General features: G+C 70.8%; 9 protein-coding genes. 1 reads left to right on the top strand and 8 read right to left on the bottom strand.

The annotated features are described in order from the left end of the window. Nucleotides 1–24 precede the first annotated feature (24 nt). The 8 genes from ACFRCG_RS38715 to ACFRCG_RS38750 form a co-directional block, all read right to left on the bottom strand. Nucleotides 25–1,035, bottom strand: coding sequence for an SMI1/KNR4 family protein (locus ACFRCG_RS38715; protein ID WP_380040353.1), 1,011 nt, complete (start codon nt 1,033–1,035; stop codon nt 25–27). Further along, nucleotides 1,032–1,538: an SMI1/KNR4 family protein gene (locus tag ACFRCG_RS38720; protein ID WP_380040355.1), complete on the bottom strand. Its 507-nt coding sequence runs from the start codon at nt 1,536–1,538 to the stop codon at nt 1,032–1,034. Before ACFRCG_RS38720 ends, ACFRCG_RS38715 begins: the two co-directional genes overlap by 4 nt. Next, nucleotides 1,535–8,047: a toxin glutamine deamidase domain-containing protein gene (locus ACFRCG_RS38725; RefSeq protein WP_380040357.1), complete on the bottom strand. Its 6,513-nt coding sequence runs from the start codon at nt 8,045–8,047 to the stop codon at nt 1,535–1,537. Before ACFRCG_RS38725 ends, ACFRCG_RS38720 begins: the two co-directional genes overlap by 4 nt. Next, complete coding sequence (locus ACFRCG_RS38730; RefSeq protein ID WP_380040359.1) at nt 8,047–8,373, bottom strand: WXG100 family type VII secretion target; 327 nt, start codon at nt 8,371–8,373, stop codon at nt 8,047–8,049. Before ACFRCG_RS38730 ends, ACFRCG_RS38725 begins: the two co-directional genes overlap by 1 nt. A 198-nt stretch (nt 8,374–8,571) precedes the next feature. After that, nucleotides 8,572–10,848: a 1,4-alpha-glucan branching protein GlgB gene (gene glgB / locus ACFRCG_RS38735; RefSeq protein WP_380040361.1), complete on the bottom strand. Its 2,277-nt coding sequence runs from the start codon at nt 10,846–10,848 to the stop codon at nt 8,572–8,574. A gap of 48 nt (nt 10,849–10,896) precedes the next feature. Further along, nucleotides 10,897–12,348 carry a maltokinase gene (locus ACFRCG_RS38740; RefSeq protein ID WP_380040363.1) on the bottom strand — a complete coding sequence of 484 codons (1,452 nt, stop codon included), beginning with the start codon at nt 12,346–12,348 and terminating at the stop codon, nt 10,897–10,899. Next, a complete protein-coding gene (treS, locus tag ACFRCG_RS38745; protein ID WP_078975378.1) occupies nt 12,345–14,039 on the bottom strand; it encodes a maltose alpha-D-glucosyltransferase in 1,695 nt (564 codons plus the stop codon). The genes ACFRCG_RS38740 and treS overlap by 4 nt, the downstream gene beginning before the upstream one ends. Beyond that, nucleotides 14,036–16,288, bottom strand: a complete 2,253-nt coding sequence (locus ACFRCG_RS38750) for an alpha-1,4-glucan--maltose-1-phosphate maltosyltransferase (protein ID WP_380040365.1) — start codon at nt 16,286–16,288, stop codon at nt 14,036–14,038. The genes treS and ACFRCG_RS38750 overlap by 4 nt, the downstream gene beginning before the upstream one ends. Before the next feature lie 419 nt (nt 16,289–16,707). Here ACFRCG_RS38750 and glgP point away from each other — a divergent pair, with 419 nt between their 5' ends. Further along, entirely contained in the window at nt 16,708–19,320 is a 2,613-nt protein-coding gene (gene glgP, locus ACFRCG_RS38755; RefSeq protein ID WP_380040367.1) for an alpha-glucan family phosphorylase, read from the top strand. Nucleotides 19,321–19,479: the final 159 nt, after the last annotated feature.

Raw genomic sequence — 19,479 nt, forward strand, 5'->3', positions numbered from 1 at the left:
GTCCGTTCCCTTCGTGATGCCGCGTCAGGGGCGCAGGTCGGCGGGCAGACCCGCGCCCGCGTGGTCGACGACGATCGGCCGGTAGTGGCCGCCGGCGGCTGCGGTGCGGGCGATCTCGTCGAGTTCGCCGGGCACTTGGACCAACCCGTCGGCCAGCAGCGTGCCGACGTCGTCGGCGAGTCGGGACAGCAGCGCGACGGTCGCCTCCGGGGTGTCGCCCTGTCGGGCGTAGCGGTCGTCGTTGTCCCAGTACCAGACCGAACCGGCGTCCCGCCCCTGGGTTTTGAGCACCAGCGCGCCGCCCTGGACCCACGCGACGGCCAGGAAGTCGGCGGTCAGCCGGTCGGTGAACCGGGCCGCCACGTCCAGCAGGTCGTACGGGTCGTACGCGCCGTAGAGGTTGAAGAACTGCTGGTCGAACACGAATCCGTGGCGCGGGTGCACCGCCGGGCGGGCCGGCGGGCCGCCGCCGTTGTCGATCAGCAACGAGCGGTAGGCGTCCGGGAGCCGGTACTTGAGGTACTTGCCCTCCAGGTGGGTCAGGTCGACGTCGGTCAGCGGTCGGCCGACGTGCAGCGTGACCGGCACCCGGGCCTGCTCGACCGGGCTCCACAGGCCGGTGCGGTCCCGGTCGACCGACGTCATCGTGGCCACCCCGCCGTGGTGGCGCATCGCGTTCTTGACGTCCACCGGGATCAGGTACAGCCGGCGCGCGTGCGGTGTGTGGTGCCAGGTCCAGCCGCGCGGGGTCGCCGTCTCCACGAGGTCCCGGTAGAGCGGATCGCCGGTGCCGGCCGCCGCGAGGTTGGCCGCGAGGACGTCGGTGACCCTGGCCTCGTCGACGCCGAGCCCCGGCGGGATCGGCGCGGCCTCGACCACCACCCGCGCGTACGGCAGGAAATCCGGGAATCCGTACAGGTCGACGAAGACCCCGTCGGGGTAGACCCGACTGCGCGAGGTGCGGCCGAAATCGACGATCGAACCCGCGAATTCGGCGGCCGGCGAGTCGCCGGCCGCGGCACCGATATCGGTCATGGCGCGGTCCGTTCCGGGTCTGCCGAATCCAGGAACGGGGAGGTCGGGTCGATCTCCCACAGCTCCAGAAATTGGGCGAAGGTATCGGCCACCCGGCGGAGCAGGTGGGTCGAGATGTATTCGGGGGTGTATTCCTCGTCGGTGTCGAGGGTCGATTCGCTCCAATACCAGAGCGAGCCGCATTCGGGCTCGGTCACCTTGATCGCCACGATTCCGGTGGTGAGGCGGGTGACCGGCAGATAATCGCGGGTGAGCACGTCGCGGCAATAGCCGTGGGCGTAGAGCAGTTCGGTCTGCGGATCGCCGCCGGTGCGGTGGCCGTAGAGGTCGTCCTCCGGGTCCAGGCCACGCGGCATGAGCTGGGCGGCGACCGGGAAGTCGGCACCGTTGGTGGCGGCGAGCCAGGCCCGGTATTCGGCCGGCAGGGCGAACCCGAGTTTATCCTCGAGTTCGCGCAGGGCTTCTTCCGAGAGGGTTCCTCGCGGCGTCAATTCGACGGTCAAGGCTGGACTCCAGGGTTGCCGGACGCGGGATCGGGGGCCATGGCGCTGGCGATACCACCGTGATGTTTCACCGCGTAGTGTACTGCGAACGGTATGAGCATCATGGTGCGTGTGCCCTCGACGTGGTGCCAGACGTATCCGGGAGCGCTGCGGCCCGGGCGGACGCCGGCCCACATCGGATCGTTTCTGAATTCCGCGTTGGCCTGGCGAATATCGAGCTTGCGCTGGTCGTCGTTCGCTTCCTGACGGGCTTCCTTGAATTTCTTGGTGCCGTCCGGGCCGGGCGGGAAATCGCTGCGCTTGGGCGGGGCGACGACGGTGTGCGGAAGGTTGATGGTGCGCACCGCGTAGGTGGTGAAGTCCGGATAGCCCTGCAGGTTGATGTAGACGCCGTCGGGGAAGTGGTTGTCCAGCGTCGGGCTCGCGAAGTGCACGATCTGGCCCGCGTATCCCGAGTTGATCGGGTAGCGGGGAGCGCCGGTCATGTCCCGGCCGCGCAGTGCCAGGTCGTTCATGCGCTGGGCCAGGTCCGGGCCGGTCAGCAGTCGCCCGTCGGCGCCGCGCAGGAGGCGGTCGAACTCGTCCCTGGCCTGGCGCTCGGCGCTGGTCAACTCGTCCGGGTTCGGGTGGTTGACCAGTGCGTCGATGCCGGAGGCGTCGAACATCCGGCGGATCGTGGCCCGATTGAGGTTGTTGCGGGGCGGCGCGCCGGTGTCCGGGTGCGGGTTGTTCGAGCGCACGCTCTGCGGCATCTCGAACTCGGCGTCGCCGCGGTGGGTGTCCCAGGTCAGATTCGCCCGGTCGGCCATGAAGGACGGGTCGCGCGCGACGTCGAGGTCGTAGGGCGACTGGCCGCCTCGGACGTCGTCCGGCTTCGGCGGGTTCGGGTTCGGCGTCGGTGAAGTCGTGGGCGGGGTCGTGGAGTTGACGCTGGGCGCGGCGTTGGGGTCGAAGTTCTCCGCGGCCGGGCGGGTCGCCATGAAGTCGCCGACCTCACGCTCGACGTCGTCGCGCCGACCGTCGTGCGTGGTGGGCCGATCGCCGGTCGGACTCGCCGTGGTCGCGGGCTCGCCGAGTGGGCGCGGATTGGCCCGCATCGGCGGCGCGAGGGGCGGCGTGGTGTCGATCGGACCGGGCGGATTGGCCTGCGTGTGCCGTGGCGGCGGCGGGGGAGTGGCCGGGGTCGGAGCGGGGTTGGGGTTGGGATTGGGCCCGGATCGAACGGGGTTGGGGACGTGGCTGCCGGGGTCGACGGGGCCGGTGCGGAACGGCTGTTGGTTGTGCGGGTGGACCGGGCCGGTTTGGAACGGCTGTTGGTTGTGCGGCGGTGCGGGGTGCACCGGGCCGGTCTGGAACGGCTGCGGGTGGTGCGGCGCGGGGTGGACCGGGCCGGGTTGGATCGGTTGCCGGTTGTGCGGTGGCTCGGGGTGCACAGGGCCCGTTTGGAAGGGCTGTTGGGTGTGCGGGGGCGTCGGCTGGACCGGGCCGGGTTGGATCGGTTGTTGGGTGTGCGGCGGGGCGGGTTGCACCGGTGGTTGTTGGGTGTACGGGTTGGGCTGCACCGGTTGTTGGATGTGCGGGCCGGGCTGGTTGTACGGGCCCGGTTGCATCGTCTGGAAGTGCGGGGCGGGGGGTACCGGCGGCGGCTGCATGTACGGGTTGGGCTGTACCGGCGGTGGTTGGTGCTGGGTGTACGGGTTCACCGGTGGTTGCTGCTGGTTGTGCGGCTGTGGCTGCGGCGGTGGGGCGACCGGTTGGGTGACGGGCGGGGCCGTCATGGGGACCGGTCGGGCGTTCGGGTCGAGCGTGATCGCGGAGACGGTGATCGCGTTCGGATGCGGCAGGTTCATGATCTGGTTCGTCTGCGGGTCGATCCAGAGGATGTCGCCACCCACGTTGATCGCGGCCCAGGCGTGCGAACTGCGCACCACCCGGACCGAACCGTCCGGCTGGACCTCGTTGCGCGGGGGCCATTCCGTGACGATGTACGAGATCGAGCCGGGTCCGGAAGTCCGCAGGGCGGCGTCGATCCGGGCGAAGGCGGCACCCGGGTTCGACGAGCCGTCCGGGTTGAGGTCCAGCCGGTTCCAGGGCGCGCCGGTCTCCTGCTCCGCGCGCCGCATGCCGTTCGTCTCGCCGCCGTTTTCGCCCGGAATACGGGCGGCGGACACCTCCGGTCGGCCGAACCAGGTGTTGCCGAAGGCCAGTACGCCGTCCAGGCAGTTGACGCCTCGGCCGGGCACCTGGTGGCCGCCGTCGTTCTGCAACCGGAACCACCGGCCCTGGCGCGGGTCGGGGTGCACCACGGGTGTGCCGTCGGGGCGGCGAGGTACCGCGTTGTTCAACGCGCTTACATCGCTCCAGGTGGGCGGGAGCAGGCCGCCGGGCTGGTTGAACGGACGCCCGGCGGACAGTGGCGGGCGGCCCGCCATCGGACCACCGGACGTGAGTGGCGGTGCGTGGTGCGGCATCGGCTGCGCGTACGGATTGTTCGCCACCGGGGCGTTGCCGTACGGCGTCCCGTTGTAGGGGGACGGCGTGTTGGGGTTCTGGTGGAACGGGCCGCCGCCCTGGAACGGGGGAGCCGCCGGGCCGGGGTGGTTCGGGCCGGTGTCGATGTCCGGGGCCCGGCCGAGGAGGCCGCGCATGCGGTCGCCGAGGCTCTGGAGGGTGTTCCTGAACGGGCCGGTGTGATCGGGCCGTACGGGGGCGCCGGGCGGCGTCGTGGTGAGCGGGCCACCCGGCTGCGGGGCCGCGTCGACGGTGGCGTCGCCGTTGCCGTCCCGGACCGGGACGGGCGTCGCGTCCGGGGTCGGGTGGGACGCCGGGTCGGGGTCGCCCGCGGGGTCGGGGGTCGGCGTGGCGTCCCGATCCGGGGAGGGATCGGTGTTCGCCTCCGGGGTGGGCGTGCCGTCCCCGTCCGGGGCGGCCTCGGTGTGCCGATCCGGCGTCGGGTTGGGGGACGGGTCCGGTGCCGTGTCCTGACGGGGGTCGGAGTCCGGGGTGACCTCGGGGGTCGGGTCGGGCTTCGTGTCGGGACGGGCGTCGGGCTCCGCATCCGAGGGGGTGTCCGGGGCGTCGGTGGGGTGGTCGGGGGTGGTCGGTTTGGTCGAATCGGCGTCCGGGTGGGCCGGGTTCGGCTGTCCGGCGGGGTCCGGGGTCGGGTCGGCCGGGCGCGTGGTCGGGGGCGCCGACATGTCGATCGGCCGCGCGTTCGCGTCCACGGGCAGCGCCCATACGCGGATCTGGTCCGGGTACGGCTCGGGCATGACCTCGCCCGACTGCGGGTCGACCCACAGGACGTCGCCGTCCACGTTGACCGCGGCCCACGCGTGCGAGACCCGGCCGGTCTCGATCGTGCCGTCCGGGTGGATCCGCGGTTCGGTCGGCCTGGAGGTGACGATGTACGTCAGCGCGCCCGGCCCCTCGTCGCGCAGCCGCGCCTCGATCTCGCCGTACGCGCCGGCGACGTCGGTACTGCCGTCCGGACGTTGGCCCAGGGGCGTCCAGTTCCCGCCGATCTCGCGCTGGGCCCGCTCCGGCGCCCTGGTCTCGCCGCCGTTCTCACCGGGGATCCGCGGCGCGGCCACCTCCGGACGGCCGAACCAGGTGTTGCCGAAGGCCAGCACGCCGTCCATGCAGTTGTTGGCGCGACCGGGCACGTCGATGCCGCCGTCGTTCTGCAGCGGGAGCCAGCCGTCGACGCGCGGATCCGGGTGCACCACGGGGGTGCCGTCGGAGGTGCGCGGGACGGCGTCGACGAGCGCCGACTGGTCGCGCGCGCTCGGCGGCATCAGGCCGCCGGTCTCGTACAGCGGGCGGCCGTCGTTCAGCGGCGGGCGGTCGGCCAGTGGACCTGCCGGATTCCGCGGCGAGTACGGCCGGGTGGAGGCCGGGCGGGAATTGCCGTACGGCGTCGCGTCGTAGGTGGTACCCGAGTCGTAACTCGGCCGGAAGGGACCGGGGTTCGGTCCGGGGTCGGTGGTCGGGCCGGTGTCCGGAGCGACGTTCGGCGAGGCGTCGGGGCCTCGGCCGAAGAGATTGCGGACACGGTTGCCGAATCCGTCGAGGGCGTCGCCGAACCGCCCGGCCGGGGCCGGGCCGATCGAAGTGCCGCGCTGCGGGCCGACGGGCGGCAGGTGCAACACGGTGACGCCGCCGTCCGAGCCGTCCCGGGTCGGCGAGGCATTTTGGCCCGGGCGCGGCGAGGCATCGCCGCTGTGCGAGTCGGCCGAGGGGTCGGCGCTGAGATCGATGCCCCGCTGCGGATCCGGCGTGGCATCCGGCCGAGTGTCCGTCGCGGCCTCGCGGTCCGGGTCGGGCGGGGTGTCGGGCGTGGTTTCGCCGGTCGGGTCCGGCCGGGTGTCCGGGCTCGGGTCCGGCGTCGAGTCCTGCCGGGTCTCCGGGGTCGGGTCCGGCCGGGCATCCGAGTCCGGGTGTGCGTCCGTGGTCGGGTTCGGGCCGGGCTCGGTGTGGGTGTCCGGCTTCGGGTCCGTGGTCCGGTCCGGCGTGGGGTCGGTGGTCGAGTCCGGGCGGTGGTCGGTGTGCGGCGTGGTGTCGGGGGATGCGTTCGGGCGGTCCGGGGTGCCCGAGCCCTCCGTGCGTTGACCCGGAATACGGTTCGTGGTGTCCGGCGAGCCACTGCTCGGCGCGTTGTGGTTCGGTGAAGCACCCTGTCCGGCAACGGAGTTGGTGGGCGCACCCGCGGGCCGGGTCGTCGCCGGGCCGGACGCCGCGTTGTTCGCGGTCGTACTCCCGTTTCCCACACCGGAGTTGCCCGTCGCGGTCGACCCCGGACCGGGATTCGTGTTCCCGGTTCCGGCGGCAGTCGTACCCGTGGCCGCGGCCGTAGTCGCCGCCGACACGTTGGTCGTGGTCGAACCCGGCCCGGACGGCGACGGCCCGCCACTCGACATCGAGCCGGCCGAGGACGGCCCGGCCGCGGCCGGAGCCCCGGTCGCCGCGTTGGCGGTCTGTACCCCGCCCCCGCCGTGCGGCGAACCACCCACCGCGGGCGCGCCGTTCACGGCGGGCGAGCCACCGGCGGGCGCACCGGCAGGCGCGGGTACGCCACCCGGCTGACCGCCGCCCGGCGGCGGAGCCTGCACGTAGGTCGTGGTGTTCTGCGCCGGCCCGCCGCTGTGGGCCGGCGCGCCCTGCGCCGGTGCGGAAGGGGCCGTCGAGGTATCCGCCGTGGGAGGCGGGGCCGTCGACGCGCTCTGGGTCGCGACCGGAGCGTGTGCGGGCCTGTGGTCACCGCCCGAGTTACCACCGGTGTTCCCGGCGTTACCCGAATTCCCACCGGAGTGCCCGGAGTTACTTCCGGAGTTCCCGGAGTCGCCACCCGAGTGCCCCCCGGAATTCCCGCCAGGGTTCCCGGAGTTGTTGTGCGGCGAACCCCCACCCTGATTCCCACCGGTTCCACCGTTGGACCCGTTGGACCCGTTCGATCCGTTCGGCCCATTGGAGTTGTGCGACCCCCCGGAGCCGTTCGACCCGCCCGAACTCCCCTCGTTCCTCCCGCCGTTCCCCGACCCCCCATGATCCGGGTTCAGTGTCGAATCGATTCTGTTGCCGCCGACGTTCCCGCCCGCGCCCAGGTTCGGCGTGCCGATGTTCGGGACATTGAACGCGTTCGAGACCCGATCGCCCGCCTTCGACGCCGCGTGATCGGTCGCCCCGCCCAGCCCCCCGCTCGCGAAGGTCTCCCAGTTCACCGGGCCGCCGGTGGCCACCGTGCCCGCGACCTCGGCGCTCACGTTGGAGGCGAGCGACGTGGTGACGCCCTTGATGCCGGACTCGGCGCCCTCGCCGAAGACCTTCTTGCCGAGCCCGTTCACGCCGATCGCGGCCAACCCGCCCGCCGCGCCGCCGCCCGCGGCCAGCGCGGTCTGCTTGATCGAGTAGCCGTCCTGCGAACCCCAAGTCATGTGGATGAACTGGGAGATGATGTCGTCGCGCACCTCGGACAGTGCCTCGAGGGCGACGTTCTTGAGCAGTCGGCGCACCATCGACGCCTCGATGCGGCCCAGCATCCGCCGCAGTACCTGCATGAACGAGAACCGCAGCGCGGCGGTCGAGGCCGCCGCGGTACCGGCGGTGATGCCGAGGGTGATCGGCGCGGCCGCGATCTGGGCCAGGATCGCCGCACCCTGGATGGTGGCCATCGTGACGAACTCGATCTTGGTGGCGTAGATCGTGTCACTCGTGTCGTCCGCGGCGCCGCCGAGCGCCTTGGAGGCCGCCTCCAGGGCCGGGAAGAACGCCTTCTCGCCCTTGCTCAGCTTGTCCCACATCCGAAGGAAGGCTTCCATGCCCTTGCCCTCGTTGGCGGCGTTGAGCTTGTTCACCGCCGCGGCGAGGTCCCCCGCGACCTTGCCGAGTTCGGTCGCGGCGTGCTCCCACGCCTTGCCCAGGGCCTCACACTTGTCCTCGTCGCCCTCCGGCCAGTCGACGCCGACGAGCAGTTCGAGGACCTTCTCGACTATCTCCCCCGCTTCGACCGCCATCAGGCTTTGCCACCGAAGCTCTCACGGTTGTGGTCCTCGGTCTTCCGGTAGTTGTCGGCGGACGTGTCGAGACCCTTGCCGATCTCGCCGAGACCCTTGGCGAGCGCTTCGAGCGCTTCCAGCACCTTGTCCCGGGCGGGTTTGTACGACTTGGCGAAGCCGTCGCCGAGGTCGTCGTCCCCCCAGCACTCGCCCAGGCCCTCGATGGACGTCTTGAGCGTCGTTCGGATCTCGGCCACGCGGCGTCCCGCGTCGGTGAAAGCCGTACCCGCCGTCTTGAAGTCCGAGGGGAGGGCCTTGTACCCCGTACCCGCGTCCGCCGTCATGTGAGAACACCCCCGTGTTCCATGTCTCTCTGGCTGTCGCATCGACCCCGGCAGGTTCCGGAGGGACGTCTTCCGGGGGCATGAAGGCAAGACACTAATTCACGGTTCGCCGGAGTGTCACGTTTCCGCGAGCCGACCGCGAGCCCTCCGGAGCCGACCGCGAACAGACCGCGAACAGACCGGAAGCCACACCAACCCCTATTCGGGCACAAACCACACAGTGGCCAGCGGCGGCAGCGTCATCGACGCGGATGCCGGTCGCCCATGCCACGCCACGTCCTCGGCCCGTACCTCTCCCTGGTTGCCGACGTTGGCACCGCCGTAGCCGGCCGCGTCGGTGTTCAACACCTCACGCCACCGGCCCGCGTGCGGCAGACCGACCCGGAAGTCCTCCCGGACCACCGGGGAGAAGTTGCACACGCACACCAGCTGTTCACCGGCCGCGCCGTGCCGGACGAACGACAGCACGTTGGACGCCGCGTCGCCGCCGTCGATCCAGGAGAAGCCCTCCGGGCGGGTGTCCTGGGTCCACAGCGCCGGCCGTCCCCGATAGACCGAGTTCAGGTCGCGGACCAACTCCCGGATGCCCTGGTGCTCGGCGTGGTCCAGCAGCCACCAGTCCAGGCCGCGCGCCTCGGACCACTCCGCGCCGTGACCGAATTCCGAGCCCATGAACAACAATTGCTTGCCCGGGTGGGCCCACATGAAGGCCAGGTAGGCGCGCACGTTGGCCATCTGCTGCCAGCGGTCGCCCGGCATCTTGTCCACCATCGAGCGTTTGCCGTGCACCACCTCGTCGTGGCTGATCGGCAGGATGTAGTTCTCGCTCCACGCGTACATCAGCGAGAAGGTGATCTCGTTGTGGTGGTGCTGCCGGTGGATCGGCTCCTTCTGGATGTATTCCAGCGAGTCGTGCATCCAGCCCATGTTCCACTTGAACCCGAAGCCGAGTCCGCCGCTCTCGGTGGAGCGGGTCACCCCGTCCCACGCGGTGGACTCCTCGGCGATGGTGAGCACGCCGGGCACCCGCCGGTACAGCGTCGCGTTCATCTCCTGGAGGAAGGCCACCGCGTCCAGGTTCTCCCGGCCGCCGTGCTGGTTGGGCGCCCACTCGCCGTGCTCGCGCGAGTAGTCCAGATAGAGCATCGAGGCGACCGCGTCCACCCGCAGTCCGTCGATGTGGAACTCCTCGCACCAGTAGACCGCGTTGGCCACGAGGAAGTTGCGCACCTCGTGCCGGCCGTAGTCGAAGACCAGGGTGCCCCAGTCGGGGTGCTCGCCCCGGCGCGGATCCGGGTGCTCGTACAGCGCGGTCCCGTCGAACCGGGCCAGCGCCCACGCGTCCTTGGGGAAGTGCGCCGGCACCCAGTCCACCAGGACGCCGATCCCGGCCCGGTGCAGCGCGTCCACGAGGTGCCGGAACTCGTCGGGATTGCCGAACCGCGAGGTGGGCGCGTAGTACGAGGACACCTGATAGCCCCACGATGGGCCGTACGGGTGTTCCGCCACCGGCAGCAGCTCCACATGGGTGAAGCCCATCTCGGTCACGTAGGCGGGCAACTGCTCGGCCAGTTGGAGGTAGCTCAGACCCGGTCGCCACGAGCCCAGGTGGATCTCGTACACGCTCATCGGCGCGGTGTGGTGGACCGTCTCGGCCCGCTTCTCCAACCACTCCTTGTCCGACCACGTGTAGGTCGGGGTGTGCACCACCGACGCGGTGGACGGCGGCAGCTCGGTGGCGAAGGCCAGCGGGTCGGCCTTTTGCCGGGAGACCCCGTCCCGGCCCAGGATCTCGTACTTGTACTTGGTGCCGTCGCCGACGTCGGGCACGAACAGCTCCCAGACCCCGGAGGAGCCCAGCGAGCGCATCGGGTGCGCGATGCCGTCCCAGTAGTTGAAGTCGCCGACCACCCGCACCCCACGCGCGTTCGGCGCCCAGACCGCGAACGAGGTGCCGGTGACCGGGCCGTTGGCGGTCTCGTAGGAGCGCACGTGCGCGCCGAGCACGTCCCACAACCGCTCGTGCCGGCCCTCGGCGATCAGGTGTATGTCCAACTCGCCCAGGGTGGGCAGGAAGCGGTACGGGTCGTCGGTGTGCAGCTCGGTGCCGTCGTAGCGGATCTCCAGCCGGTAGTCGGGCACCTCGGTGCCGGGCAGCAGGCCGGTGAACAGCCCCTCCGCCTCGTGCGTGAGCGACACCCGGTGCTCGCCGGTGACCACGATCACCTCACGGGCCCACGGCCGCAGCACCCGCACCACCACGCCGTCCACGCCGGGCACGTGCGGATGCGGGCCGAGCAGCCCGTGCGGATCGTGATGGCCGCCGTCCACCAGACGGCGCAACTCGTCGGCGGCCAACGGTGGCACCCCGCCCCGGCCGGTCGGCCGGGGGCGGGCACGCTTGGCCGAACGCTTGGCAGGACGGCCGGCGACCCCGCCGTCCTCGGTTGACGCGCTGTCCTGACGGGCCGTCACGGATGGGACCTCCTGAGACGTTGGTACGGAACGGGAATCGACGATGCGTCAGTGCGGCAACGGCGCACGTTCGGCCAGGCGCCGGATCGCCGACATCGGCACCGGCAACCACGAGGGGCGGTTGCCCGACTCGTACATGACCTCGTAGACGGCCTTGTCGGTCTCGAAGGCCCGCAACAGCACGGGTTCGGAGTGCGGGTCGAACGAGCCCGCGTCGGCGTACCCCGCACAGAAGGCTTCCCGGTTACGGGTGGCCCATTCCTCCGCACGGCGTACCAGGTGCGGCGCGGGCGTCCCGCGCCCCCAGAATCCGCCGCCGCCGGCGAGCAGGTGCCGGGCCGCGTAGTCGAACGAGCGCAACATCGCCGCGATGTCGCGCAGCGGCGAGTGCAACGAGCGCCGTTCGCGCAGCGGTCGGGCCGGCTCCCCCTCGAAGTCGAGCAGCACCCACCGGGTGGCGGTACGCATCACCTGGCCCAGGTGGAAGTCGCCGTGGATGCGCTGCAGCGGCACGGGGTGACCGTCGCGGCCCAGCGCGCGCAGATCCCGGTACGCCTCGCGCAGCCGATCGGTGAACGGCGCCAGCTCCGGCACCGCCTCCGCCGCCGCGTGCAACCGGCGCTCCATGTCGTCGGCGATCGCGGTCAGCTCCGGCTCGCCCGCCACCGCGGTGGGCAACGAGCGGGCCAGGTCGGCGTGTACCTCGGCGGTCGCCGCGCCCAGCCGGAACGACTCGCCGGCGAAGTCGCCGCCGGTCTCGTGCGCCTGCGGCCCCGCGCCGCGCACCTCCTGGCCCGCGTACAGGTCGCGCACCGAGGTCTTGGCCAGCTCCCAGCCGTCGGTCCCGGTGCGCAGGTACTCCTGGAGCATGCCCAGCGTGGTCGGCTCGCCGTCCGCGTCGGGGAAGGGCATGTCGAACCAGGCGATCGGCGCGGGGATCCGGCGCGAGCCCGCGCCGGCGAGGGCCAGCGAGACCTCCAGGTCCGGATTGACCCCGGGCACCACCCGGCGGAACAACTTCAGGATCACGTCGTCGCCGAAGATGATCGACGTGTTGGACTGCTCGGCGCCGATCACCAGGCCGACGTGCTCGGGATCGGGCGCCTGGGCGCCGGGGCGATGGAAGGCCAGCGGGCCGACGGTGTCCGCCGCGACGAACCGTTCCGGCAACCACCGGGTCAGCTCCGCGTCGTGCACACCGTCGTAGAGGCTGCTGCCGTTGGGCAATCGGCCGATCAGGGCGTGGGTGAGCCGGTCCGGCAGACCGGCGCGCACGCCGAGGAGGAGTTGGTAGTGCTCGGGTGCGCCACCGTGGTCGACCCGCAGCAACACGTGGTGCAGCGCGGGATCGCCGGAGACCACTTCGAGACTGTGGACCACGCCGACCCCACGAAGAGGCCGGCCCTTGCCGGCGAACCATCTCTGCTGCGGCAGCCAGTCGCGCAGCAGAGCGATCACGGCGGAGGCAGTCGGATCGTGGGGTCGGGTGGAATCCGTCACAGCGTCATTTCTCCACGGGTGAGGCGGAACCAATAGAAACCGTGCCCCGCGAGGGTGAGCAGATACGGCAGCTCGCCGATCGCGGGAAACGTCACCCCCCCGAGCAGCTCGACCGGTTCATACGTCTCGAACTGCCGCAGATCCAGCTCGGTCGGCTGGGCGAAGCGCGAGAAGTTGTGAACACACAGCACGATGTCGTCCTCGAATTCGCGAAGGAACGCCAGCACGCTGGGATTGGACGAGGTCAGCTCGTTGTACACACCGAGCCCGAAGGCCGGGTTCTGCTTGCGCACCTCGATCATCCGGCGCGTCCAGTGCAGCAGCGAGGAGGCGTTGGACATCTGCGCCTCGACGTTGGTGACCTGGTAGCCGTAGACCGGGTCCATGATGTTCGGCAGGTACAGCCGACCCGGGTCGCACGTGGAGAAGCCCGCGTTGCGATCCGGGGTCCACTGCATCGGCGTGCGCACTCCGTCGCGGTCGCCGAGCCAGATGTTGTCCCCCATGCCGATCTCGTCGCCGTAGTACAGGACGGGCGAGCCCGGCAGTGACAGCAGCAGTGCCGTGAACAGTTCGATCTGATTGCGGTCGTTGTCGAGCAGCGGCGCGAGCCGGCGGCGGATGCCCACGTTGGCCCGCATGCGCGGGTCCTTCGCGTACTCCTTGTACATGTAGTCGCGTTCCTCGTCCGTGACCATTTCGAGGGTCAACTCGTCGTGGTTGCGGAGGAAGATGCCCCACTGGCAGTTGTCCGGGATGGACGGCGTGCCGGCCAGGATCTCCGAGACCGGGTAGCGCGACTCGCGGCGCACCGCCATGAAGATGCGCGGCATCACCGGGAAGTGGAACGCCATGTGGCACTCGTCGCCGTCGCCGAAGTAGTCCACCACGTCCTCGGGCCACTGGTTGGCCTCGGCCAGGAGCACGGTGTCCGGGTACTTGTCGTCGATCTCCTTGCGCACCCGCTTGAGGAATTCGTGGGTGGCGGGCAGGTTCTCGCAGTTGGTGCCCTCCTGCGCGAACAGGTAGGGCACCGCGTCGAGGCGGAAGCCGTCGATGCCCAGGTCCAGCCAGAAGCGCAGGCCGGCCAGCATCTCCTCCTGCACGCGCGGGTTCTCGTAGTTGAGATCCGGCTGGTGGCCGAAGAAGCGGTGGAAGAAGTACTGCTTGCGCACCGGGTCGTAGGTCCAGTTGGACGACTCGGTGTCGACGAAGATGATCCGCGCGTCGCCGTAGGCCTTGTCGTCGTCGGCCCACATGTAGTAGTCGCCGTACGGCCCGTCCGGGTTGTTCCGCGACTCCTGGAACCACATGTGCTGATCACTCGTGTGGTTCATCACGAAGTCGATCACCACCCGCATGCCGCGCTTGTGCGCCGAGTCGACGAACTCGACGAAGTCGGCGAGGTCGCCGAACTCGGGCAGCACGGCGGTGTAGTCGGCCACGTCGTAGCCGCCGTCGCGCAGCGGCGAGGCGAAGAACGGCGGCAGCCACAGGCAGTCGACGCCCAGCCACTGGAGGTAGTCCAGCTTCTGGGTCAGTCCCTTGAGGTCGCCGACCCCGTCCCCGTTGCTGTCCTGGAAGGACCGGACCAGGACCTCGTAGAAGACGGCTCGCTTGAACCACAGGGGATCGCGATCCCGCGACGGGGTGTCGTCGAAGGTGTCGCGGACGGGTTCGTTGACGATCACGGGCTGTTCCTCCGGACCGAGAAGAGATGCGCGGGCTCGTGCGCGGGATCGAGACGCACGTAGTTGTGCCGACCCCAGCGGTAACCGGCTCCGGTGAACTCGTCGCGCACCGCGAAGGTGTCCTGCCAGTCCAGGCCGAGGGCGGGCAGGTCCAGGTGGACCGTCGCCTCGTGGGTGTGGTGCGGATCGAGGTTCACCACGACCAGGACCAGGTCGTCGACGTCACCCACCCGGGTGCGCTTGGAGAAGGCCATGACCGCATCGTCGTCCACGTGATGGAAGGTCAGGTTTCGTAGACGTTGCAGGCTCGAGTGCCGGCGGCGCACCCGGTTGAGCGTGGTGATGTACGGCGCCAGCGAGCGCCCCTCACGTTCTGCGCGGGCCCAGTCGCGCGGACGCAGTTGATACTTCTCCGAGTCGTGGTACTCCTCGCTGCCCGCCTTGACGGCGACGTGCTCGTACAACTCGAAACCCGCGTAGACGCCCCACGTGGGGGAGAGCGTGGCGGCGAGCAGGGCGCGGACCTTGAACGCGGCCGGTCCGCCGTACTGCAGAAAGGCGTGCAGGATGTCGGGCGTGTTCACGAAGAAGTTGGGCCGCATGTAGGCGGACGCCTCGCCGGTGGTCAACTCGGTGAGGTATTCCTGAAGTTCGTCCTTGCCGTTGCGCCAGGTGAAGTACGTGTACGACTGCTGGAAGCCGATCTTGGCCAGGGTGCGCATCATCGCCGGTCGGGTGAACGCCTCGGCCAGGAACAGCACGTCGGGATCGGTCGCGTTGATCGTGGCGATCACCTGCTCCCAGAACATCACCGGCTTGGTGTGCGGGTTGTCCACCCGGAAGATCCGTACGCCGTGCGCCATCCAGTGCCGCAATACCCGCAGCGTCTCCTCGACCAGACCGTCGAAGTCGGTGTCGAAGTCGATCGGGTAGATGTCCTGGTACTTCTTCGGCGGGTTCTCCGCGAAGGCGATGGTGCCGTCGGCGCGGTGCCGGAACCAGTCGGGATGCTTCTCCACCCACGGGTGGTCGGGGGAGACCTGGAGCGCGAAGTCGAGGGCGACCTCCATCCGCAACTCGCGGGCCCGGGACACGAACGCGTCGAAGTCCTCGATCGTGCCCAGATCCGGGTGGATCGCGTCGTGCCCGCCCTCGGGCGAGCCGATCGCCCACGGCGAGCCGGGATCGTGCTCGCCGGCCACGAGGGTGTTGTTGGGACCCTTGCGGAAGGCGGTGCCGATCGGGTGGATCGGCGGCAGGTACACCACGTCGAAGCCCATCGCCGCGACCTGCGTCAGCCGTTCCATCGCGGTGCGGAAGGTGCCGCCGCGCGGGGGCCGGGCGCCGGTGGGGTCCACCACCGCGCCCTCGGAACGGGGGAAGAACTCGTACCAGGAGCCGTACAGCGCGCGTTCGCGCTCGACCCGCAGCGGATAGCGGGCCGACGAGGTGACCAACTCGCGCAGCGGATACCGGGCCAGCACCTCGTCCAGGTCGGCCGAGCGCGCCGCGGCCAGCCGCTCGGCGGGCGAGCGCGTCTCGTCCCGCAGCGCGTCCACCGCGGCCAGCACGACCGCCCGCCGGCCGTCCTTTTTTGGCACCCCGGCGGCGGCCCGCTCCAGCAGTTGCGCGCCCTCCTCCAGGACGAGTCCGACTTCCAGGCCCGCCGGGATCTTGATCCCGGCGGCGTGCCGCCAGGTCGCGATCGGGTCGCCCCACGCCTCGACGGCGTAGGACCACATCCCCTCGGCGGTCGGGGTGACCGTCGCGTGCATCCGGTCGGTTCCGGGCGCGCCCGGGACCATCGGGGTGAGCGCGCCGGCCCGGCCGCGCGGGTCGCGCAACACGACGCCCGCGGCCACCGCGTCGTGGCCTTCGCGGAAGACCGTGGCGCCGACGTGGAAGGTCTCGCCCGGGATCGCGCGCACCGGGCGGGTGCCGCCGTCGACCGCAGGTTCGACGTCGATGATCGGGATCCGCCCGATCCGCGGCGCGGCCGGTTTGGCCGCCTTTGTCGACCCGCCGCCGCGTCCGGCGCCCGCGGCGCCCTCGGTCCGCCCGGATTTCCCGGCGCGCGCCGGTGACTTCGCGGCGGTCGACGTCGCGGTGGTGTCGGCCGGCGCGGCTGCGGCCCGTGTGGCCCGCGACCCTCCGGCGGTCGTCTTCCGTGCCGCGGCCTCGTCGGCCGCGACCTGCCCCGCCCGGGGTGCGCGAGCGCCCCCGGGGTCCTTCCCAGCCGAACTGGTCATGCCGAACTCCTGTACCCACGGACGGGCGTCCCGTGCGCGTCGCGCGCGATGCACCCGTACGGAAACCCACTCGATACCCCGATTGCCGGACCCGGGAGTGGCGACGAACCGACCCGGCGGCGACCGGTGGGATCGCTCGGGTCCACCTCTCACCGCTGCGCGGCGGCCATTGCTCGTGACGCGACCACCAGGCGGGGACCGGGTGGGGCCCGGCCCGCGACCGTGGACGGCGGATGTCTGGTGTGTCCGCGGTACGGCGGGACGGAAGGACCCGGCTGTTCAACGATCGTCAAGTCGATCGGGGCACGGTCCATATGGTGTAAAAACGCCCCCAGACCCATCCGCAAAATCTTGCCGGCTTTGCAAGCGCACTGCATCCACTGTCGCAAGTTCTGCCGCCTTCCGGCTAGGGTCGCAGCGTGAGAGCAATCCGCAGATTCACCGTGCGTACGGTTCTGCCCGCTCCGCTGGAGCCACTGGGTGAACTGGCAATGAACCTCCGCTGGTCCTGGCACGCGGAGACCCGCGCCCTGTTCGAGTCGATCGACCCGGACACCTGGGCGGCGGTCGGCCGGGATCCGGTCCGCCTCCTCGGCACCGTGCCGAACGACAAGCTCGGCGCGCTCGCCGACGACCGCCGCTTCCTTGCCCGCCTGCGGGTCGCAGCCGAAGACCTGCACGAATACCTGACCGGACCTCGCTGGTATCAAACCCTCTCGGACACCGGTGGGAGCCTGGCCGCACCACCGGCGGCCATCGCGTACTTCTCGCCGGAGTACGGCATCACGGCGGCACTTCCGCAGTACAGCGGGGGTTTGGGCATCCTCGCGGGCGACCATCTCAAGGCCGCCAGCGACCTGGGCGTGCCCATCGTCGGGGTCGGATTGATGTACCGCCACGGCTACTTCCGACAGTCGTTGTCCCGAGACGGTTGGCAGCAGGAGCGCTACCCCCTCCTGGACCCCAACGAGTTGCCACTGACCCTCCTTCGGGGTGCCGACGGTGCACCCGCACGGGTGGTCATCGGACTCCCGACGGGTGAGTTGCACGCGCGGATCTGGAAGGCCCAGGTCGGTCGGGTGCCACTGCTCCTGCTCGACTCCGACATCGAGGAGAACGAACCCGCCGAACGCGAGGTGACCGACCGGCTGTACGGCGGCACGAGCGAACACCGCTTGCATCAGGAGATGCTGCTCGGCATCGGCGGGGTGCGGGCTTTGCGGGCTTTTTGCGAGATCACCGGCCATCCCGCGCCCGAGGTCTTCCACACCAACGAGGGCCACGCCGGATTCCTGGGCATCGAGCGCATCCGCGAGTTCACCGGGATCGACGGGCTGGACTTCGACGCGGCCCTCGAAGCCGCCCGGGCGGGTACGGTGTTCACCACGCACACGCCCGTGCCGGCCGGTATCGACCGGTTCGGTCGCGATCAGATCCAGCGGCATTTCGGCGGCGACCTCGCGTGTCCGGGGGTTCCGGTGGATCGGGTCCTCGCACTCGGCGCGGAGACCTACCCGGACGGTGATCCGGGCGTGTTCAACATGGCCGTGATGGGCTTGCGGCTCGCCCAACGGGCCAACGGCGTGAGCAAGTTGCACGGACGGGTCAGTCGGGGCATGTTCGACGGCCTGTGGCCGGGCTTCGACACCACCGAGGTACCGATTACCTCGATCACCAACGGCGTACACGCGCCCACGTGGGTGGACGGCGACGTCACCGACCTGATCGCGCGCGAGACGGGCGTCGAACTCGCCGAGGATCCGGCGGCGTGGGCGGCGATCGATCGGCTGTCGGCGGGCTCGTTGTGGGAGTTGCGGCGCGCGCTGCGGGCGAAGCTGGTCACCGAGGCGCGGCTGCGGCTGCGCGCGTCGTGGCGGCAACGGGGCGCCGGCGAGGCGGAATTGGGCTGGATCGAGGGGGTGCTCGACCCCGACGTGTTGACCATCGGGTTCGCTCGCCGGGTGCCCTCCTACAAGCGCCTCACCCTGATGCTGCGCGATCAGGAGCGGCTGCGTTCGATGTTGCTGCATCCGGAGCGTCCGGTGCAGATCGTGATCGCCGGCAAGGCGCACCCCGCCGACGAGGGCGGCAAGCGGCTGATCCAGGACCTGGTGCGGTTCGCCGACGGCGAGGACGTCCGGCATCGGATCGTGTTCCTGCCGGACTACGACATCGCGATGGCGCAGCACCTGTACCCCGGGTGCGACGTCTGGCTGAACAACCCGTTGCGCCCGCTGGAGGCGTGCGGCACCTCCGGGATGAAGGCCGCGCTGAACGGCTGCCTGAACCTGTCCATCCTGGACGGGTGGTGGGACGAGTGGTACGACGGCTCGAACGGGTGGGCGATTCCGACCGCCGACGGGATCACCGACGTGGATCGTCGGGACGACCTGGAGGCGGCGGCGCTCTACGACCTGATCGAGAACTCGGTCGCGGCCAGGTTCTACGACCGGGGCCCCGAGGGCCTGCCCACCCGATGGCTGGAAATGGTCCGACACACGCTGGCCACGCTCGGCCCGAAGGTGCCGGCCGACCGGATGGTCAAGGACTACGTCGACGTGCTGTACGCGCCGGCCGCGCTGTCGGGTCGGGCGATCACCGGGTCCGCCGCCCGGGAGTTGGCCGAGTGGAAGGCGCACGTGCGGCGGTCCTGGCCGGGCGTGCGGGTCGATCACGTGGAGTCGGGCGGGATAGGGGACGCCCCCGAGGTCGGCAACACGCTGAACCTGCGGGTCTTCGTCTCGCTGGGCGAACTCGCCCCCGCCGACGTGGAGGTCCAGGTCGTGCACGGCCGGGTCGACGACGCGGACCGGATCGTGGACGGCACGATCGCGCCGCTGAAGGCCGGTCGCCGGGACGAGCACGGCCGCTGGTTCTACGAGGGTTCGCTCGCGCTGGACCGGACCGGGCCGTTCGGCTACACGGTGCGCCTCATGCCCACGCACCCGCTGTTGGCCGGCCCCGCCGAACTCGGCCTGATCGCGATCCCGCCGGAGAGCGAGGGCTTCGCGGAGGGCATCGCGCTGCGCTGACGCGGTGATCGCGGGCTCGGGCCCCGGCGTCCTTCGGGACGGCGGGGCCCGAGGCGTTTTTCGGCCGGCGCCGAACCGCTCCCGCGGTTCCGTCCCGGGATGGTGATTGAACTCATACCCCCCCGTCGTAACGGCGGGGGTGGGCAACAGGGTCATCTC

This window comes from Embleya sp. NPDC056575, from assembly GCF_042793325.1.
Classification (GTDB): domain Bacteria; phylum Actinomycetota; class Actinomycetes; order Streptomycetales; family Streptomycetaceae; genus Embleya.

Bases quoted from the DNA above. Each gene is read 5' to 3' on its own strand.
- ACFRCG_RS38750 (WP_380040365.1), bottom strand. From the start codon at position 16,288: ATGACCAGTTCGGCTGGGAAGGACCCCGGGGGCGCTCGCGCACCCCGG.
- ACFRCG_RS38725 (WP_380040357.1), bottom strand. From the start codon at position 8,047: ATGGCGGTCGAAGCGGGGGAGATAGTCGAGAAGGTCCTCGAACTGCTC.
- ACFRCG_RS38715 (WP_380040353.1), bottom strand. From the start codon at position 1,035: ATGACCGATATCGGTGCCGCGGCCGGCGACTCGCCGGCCGCCGAATTC.
- ACFRCG_RS38730 (WP_380040359.1), bottom strand. From the start codon at position 8,373: ATGACGGCGGACGCGGGTACGGGGTACAAGGCCCTCCCCTCGGACTTC.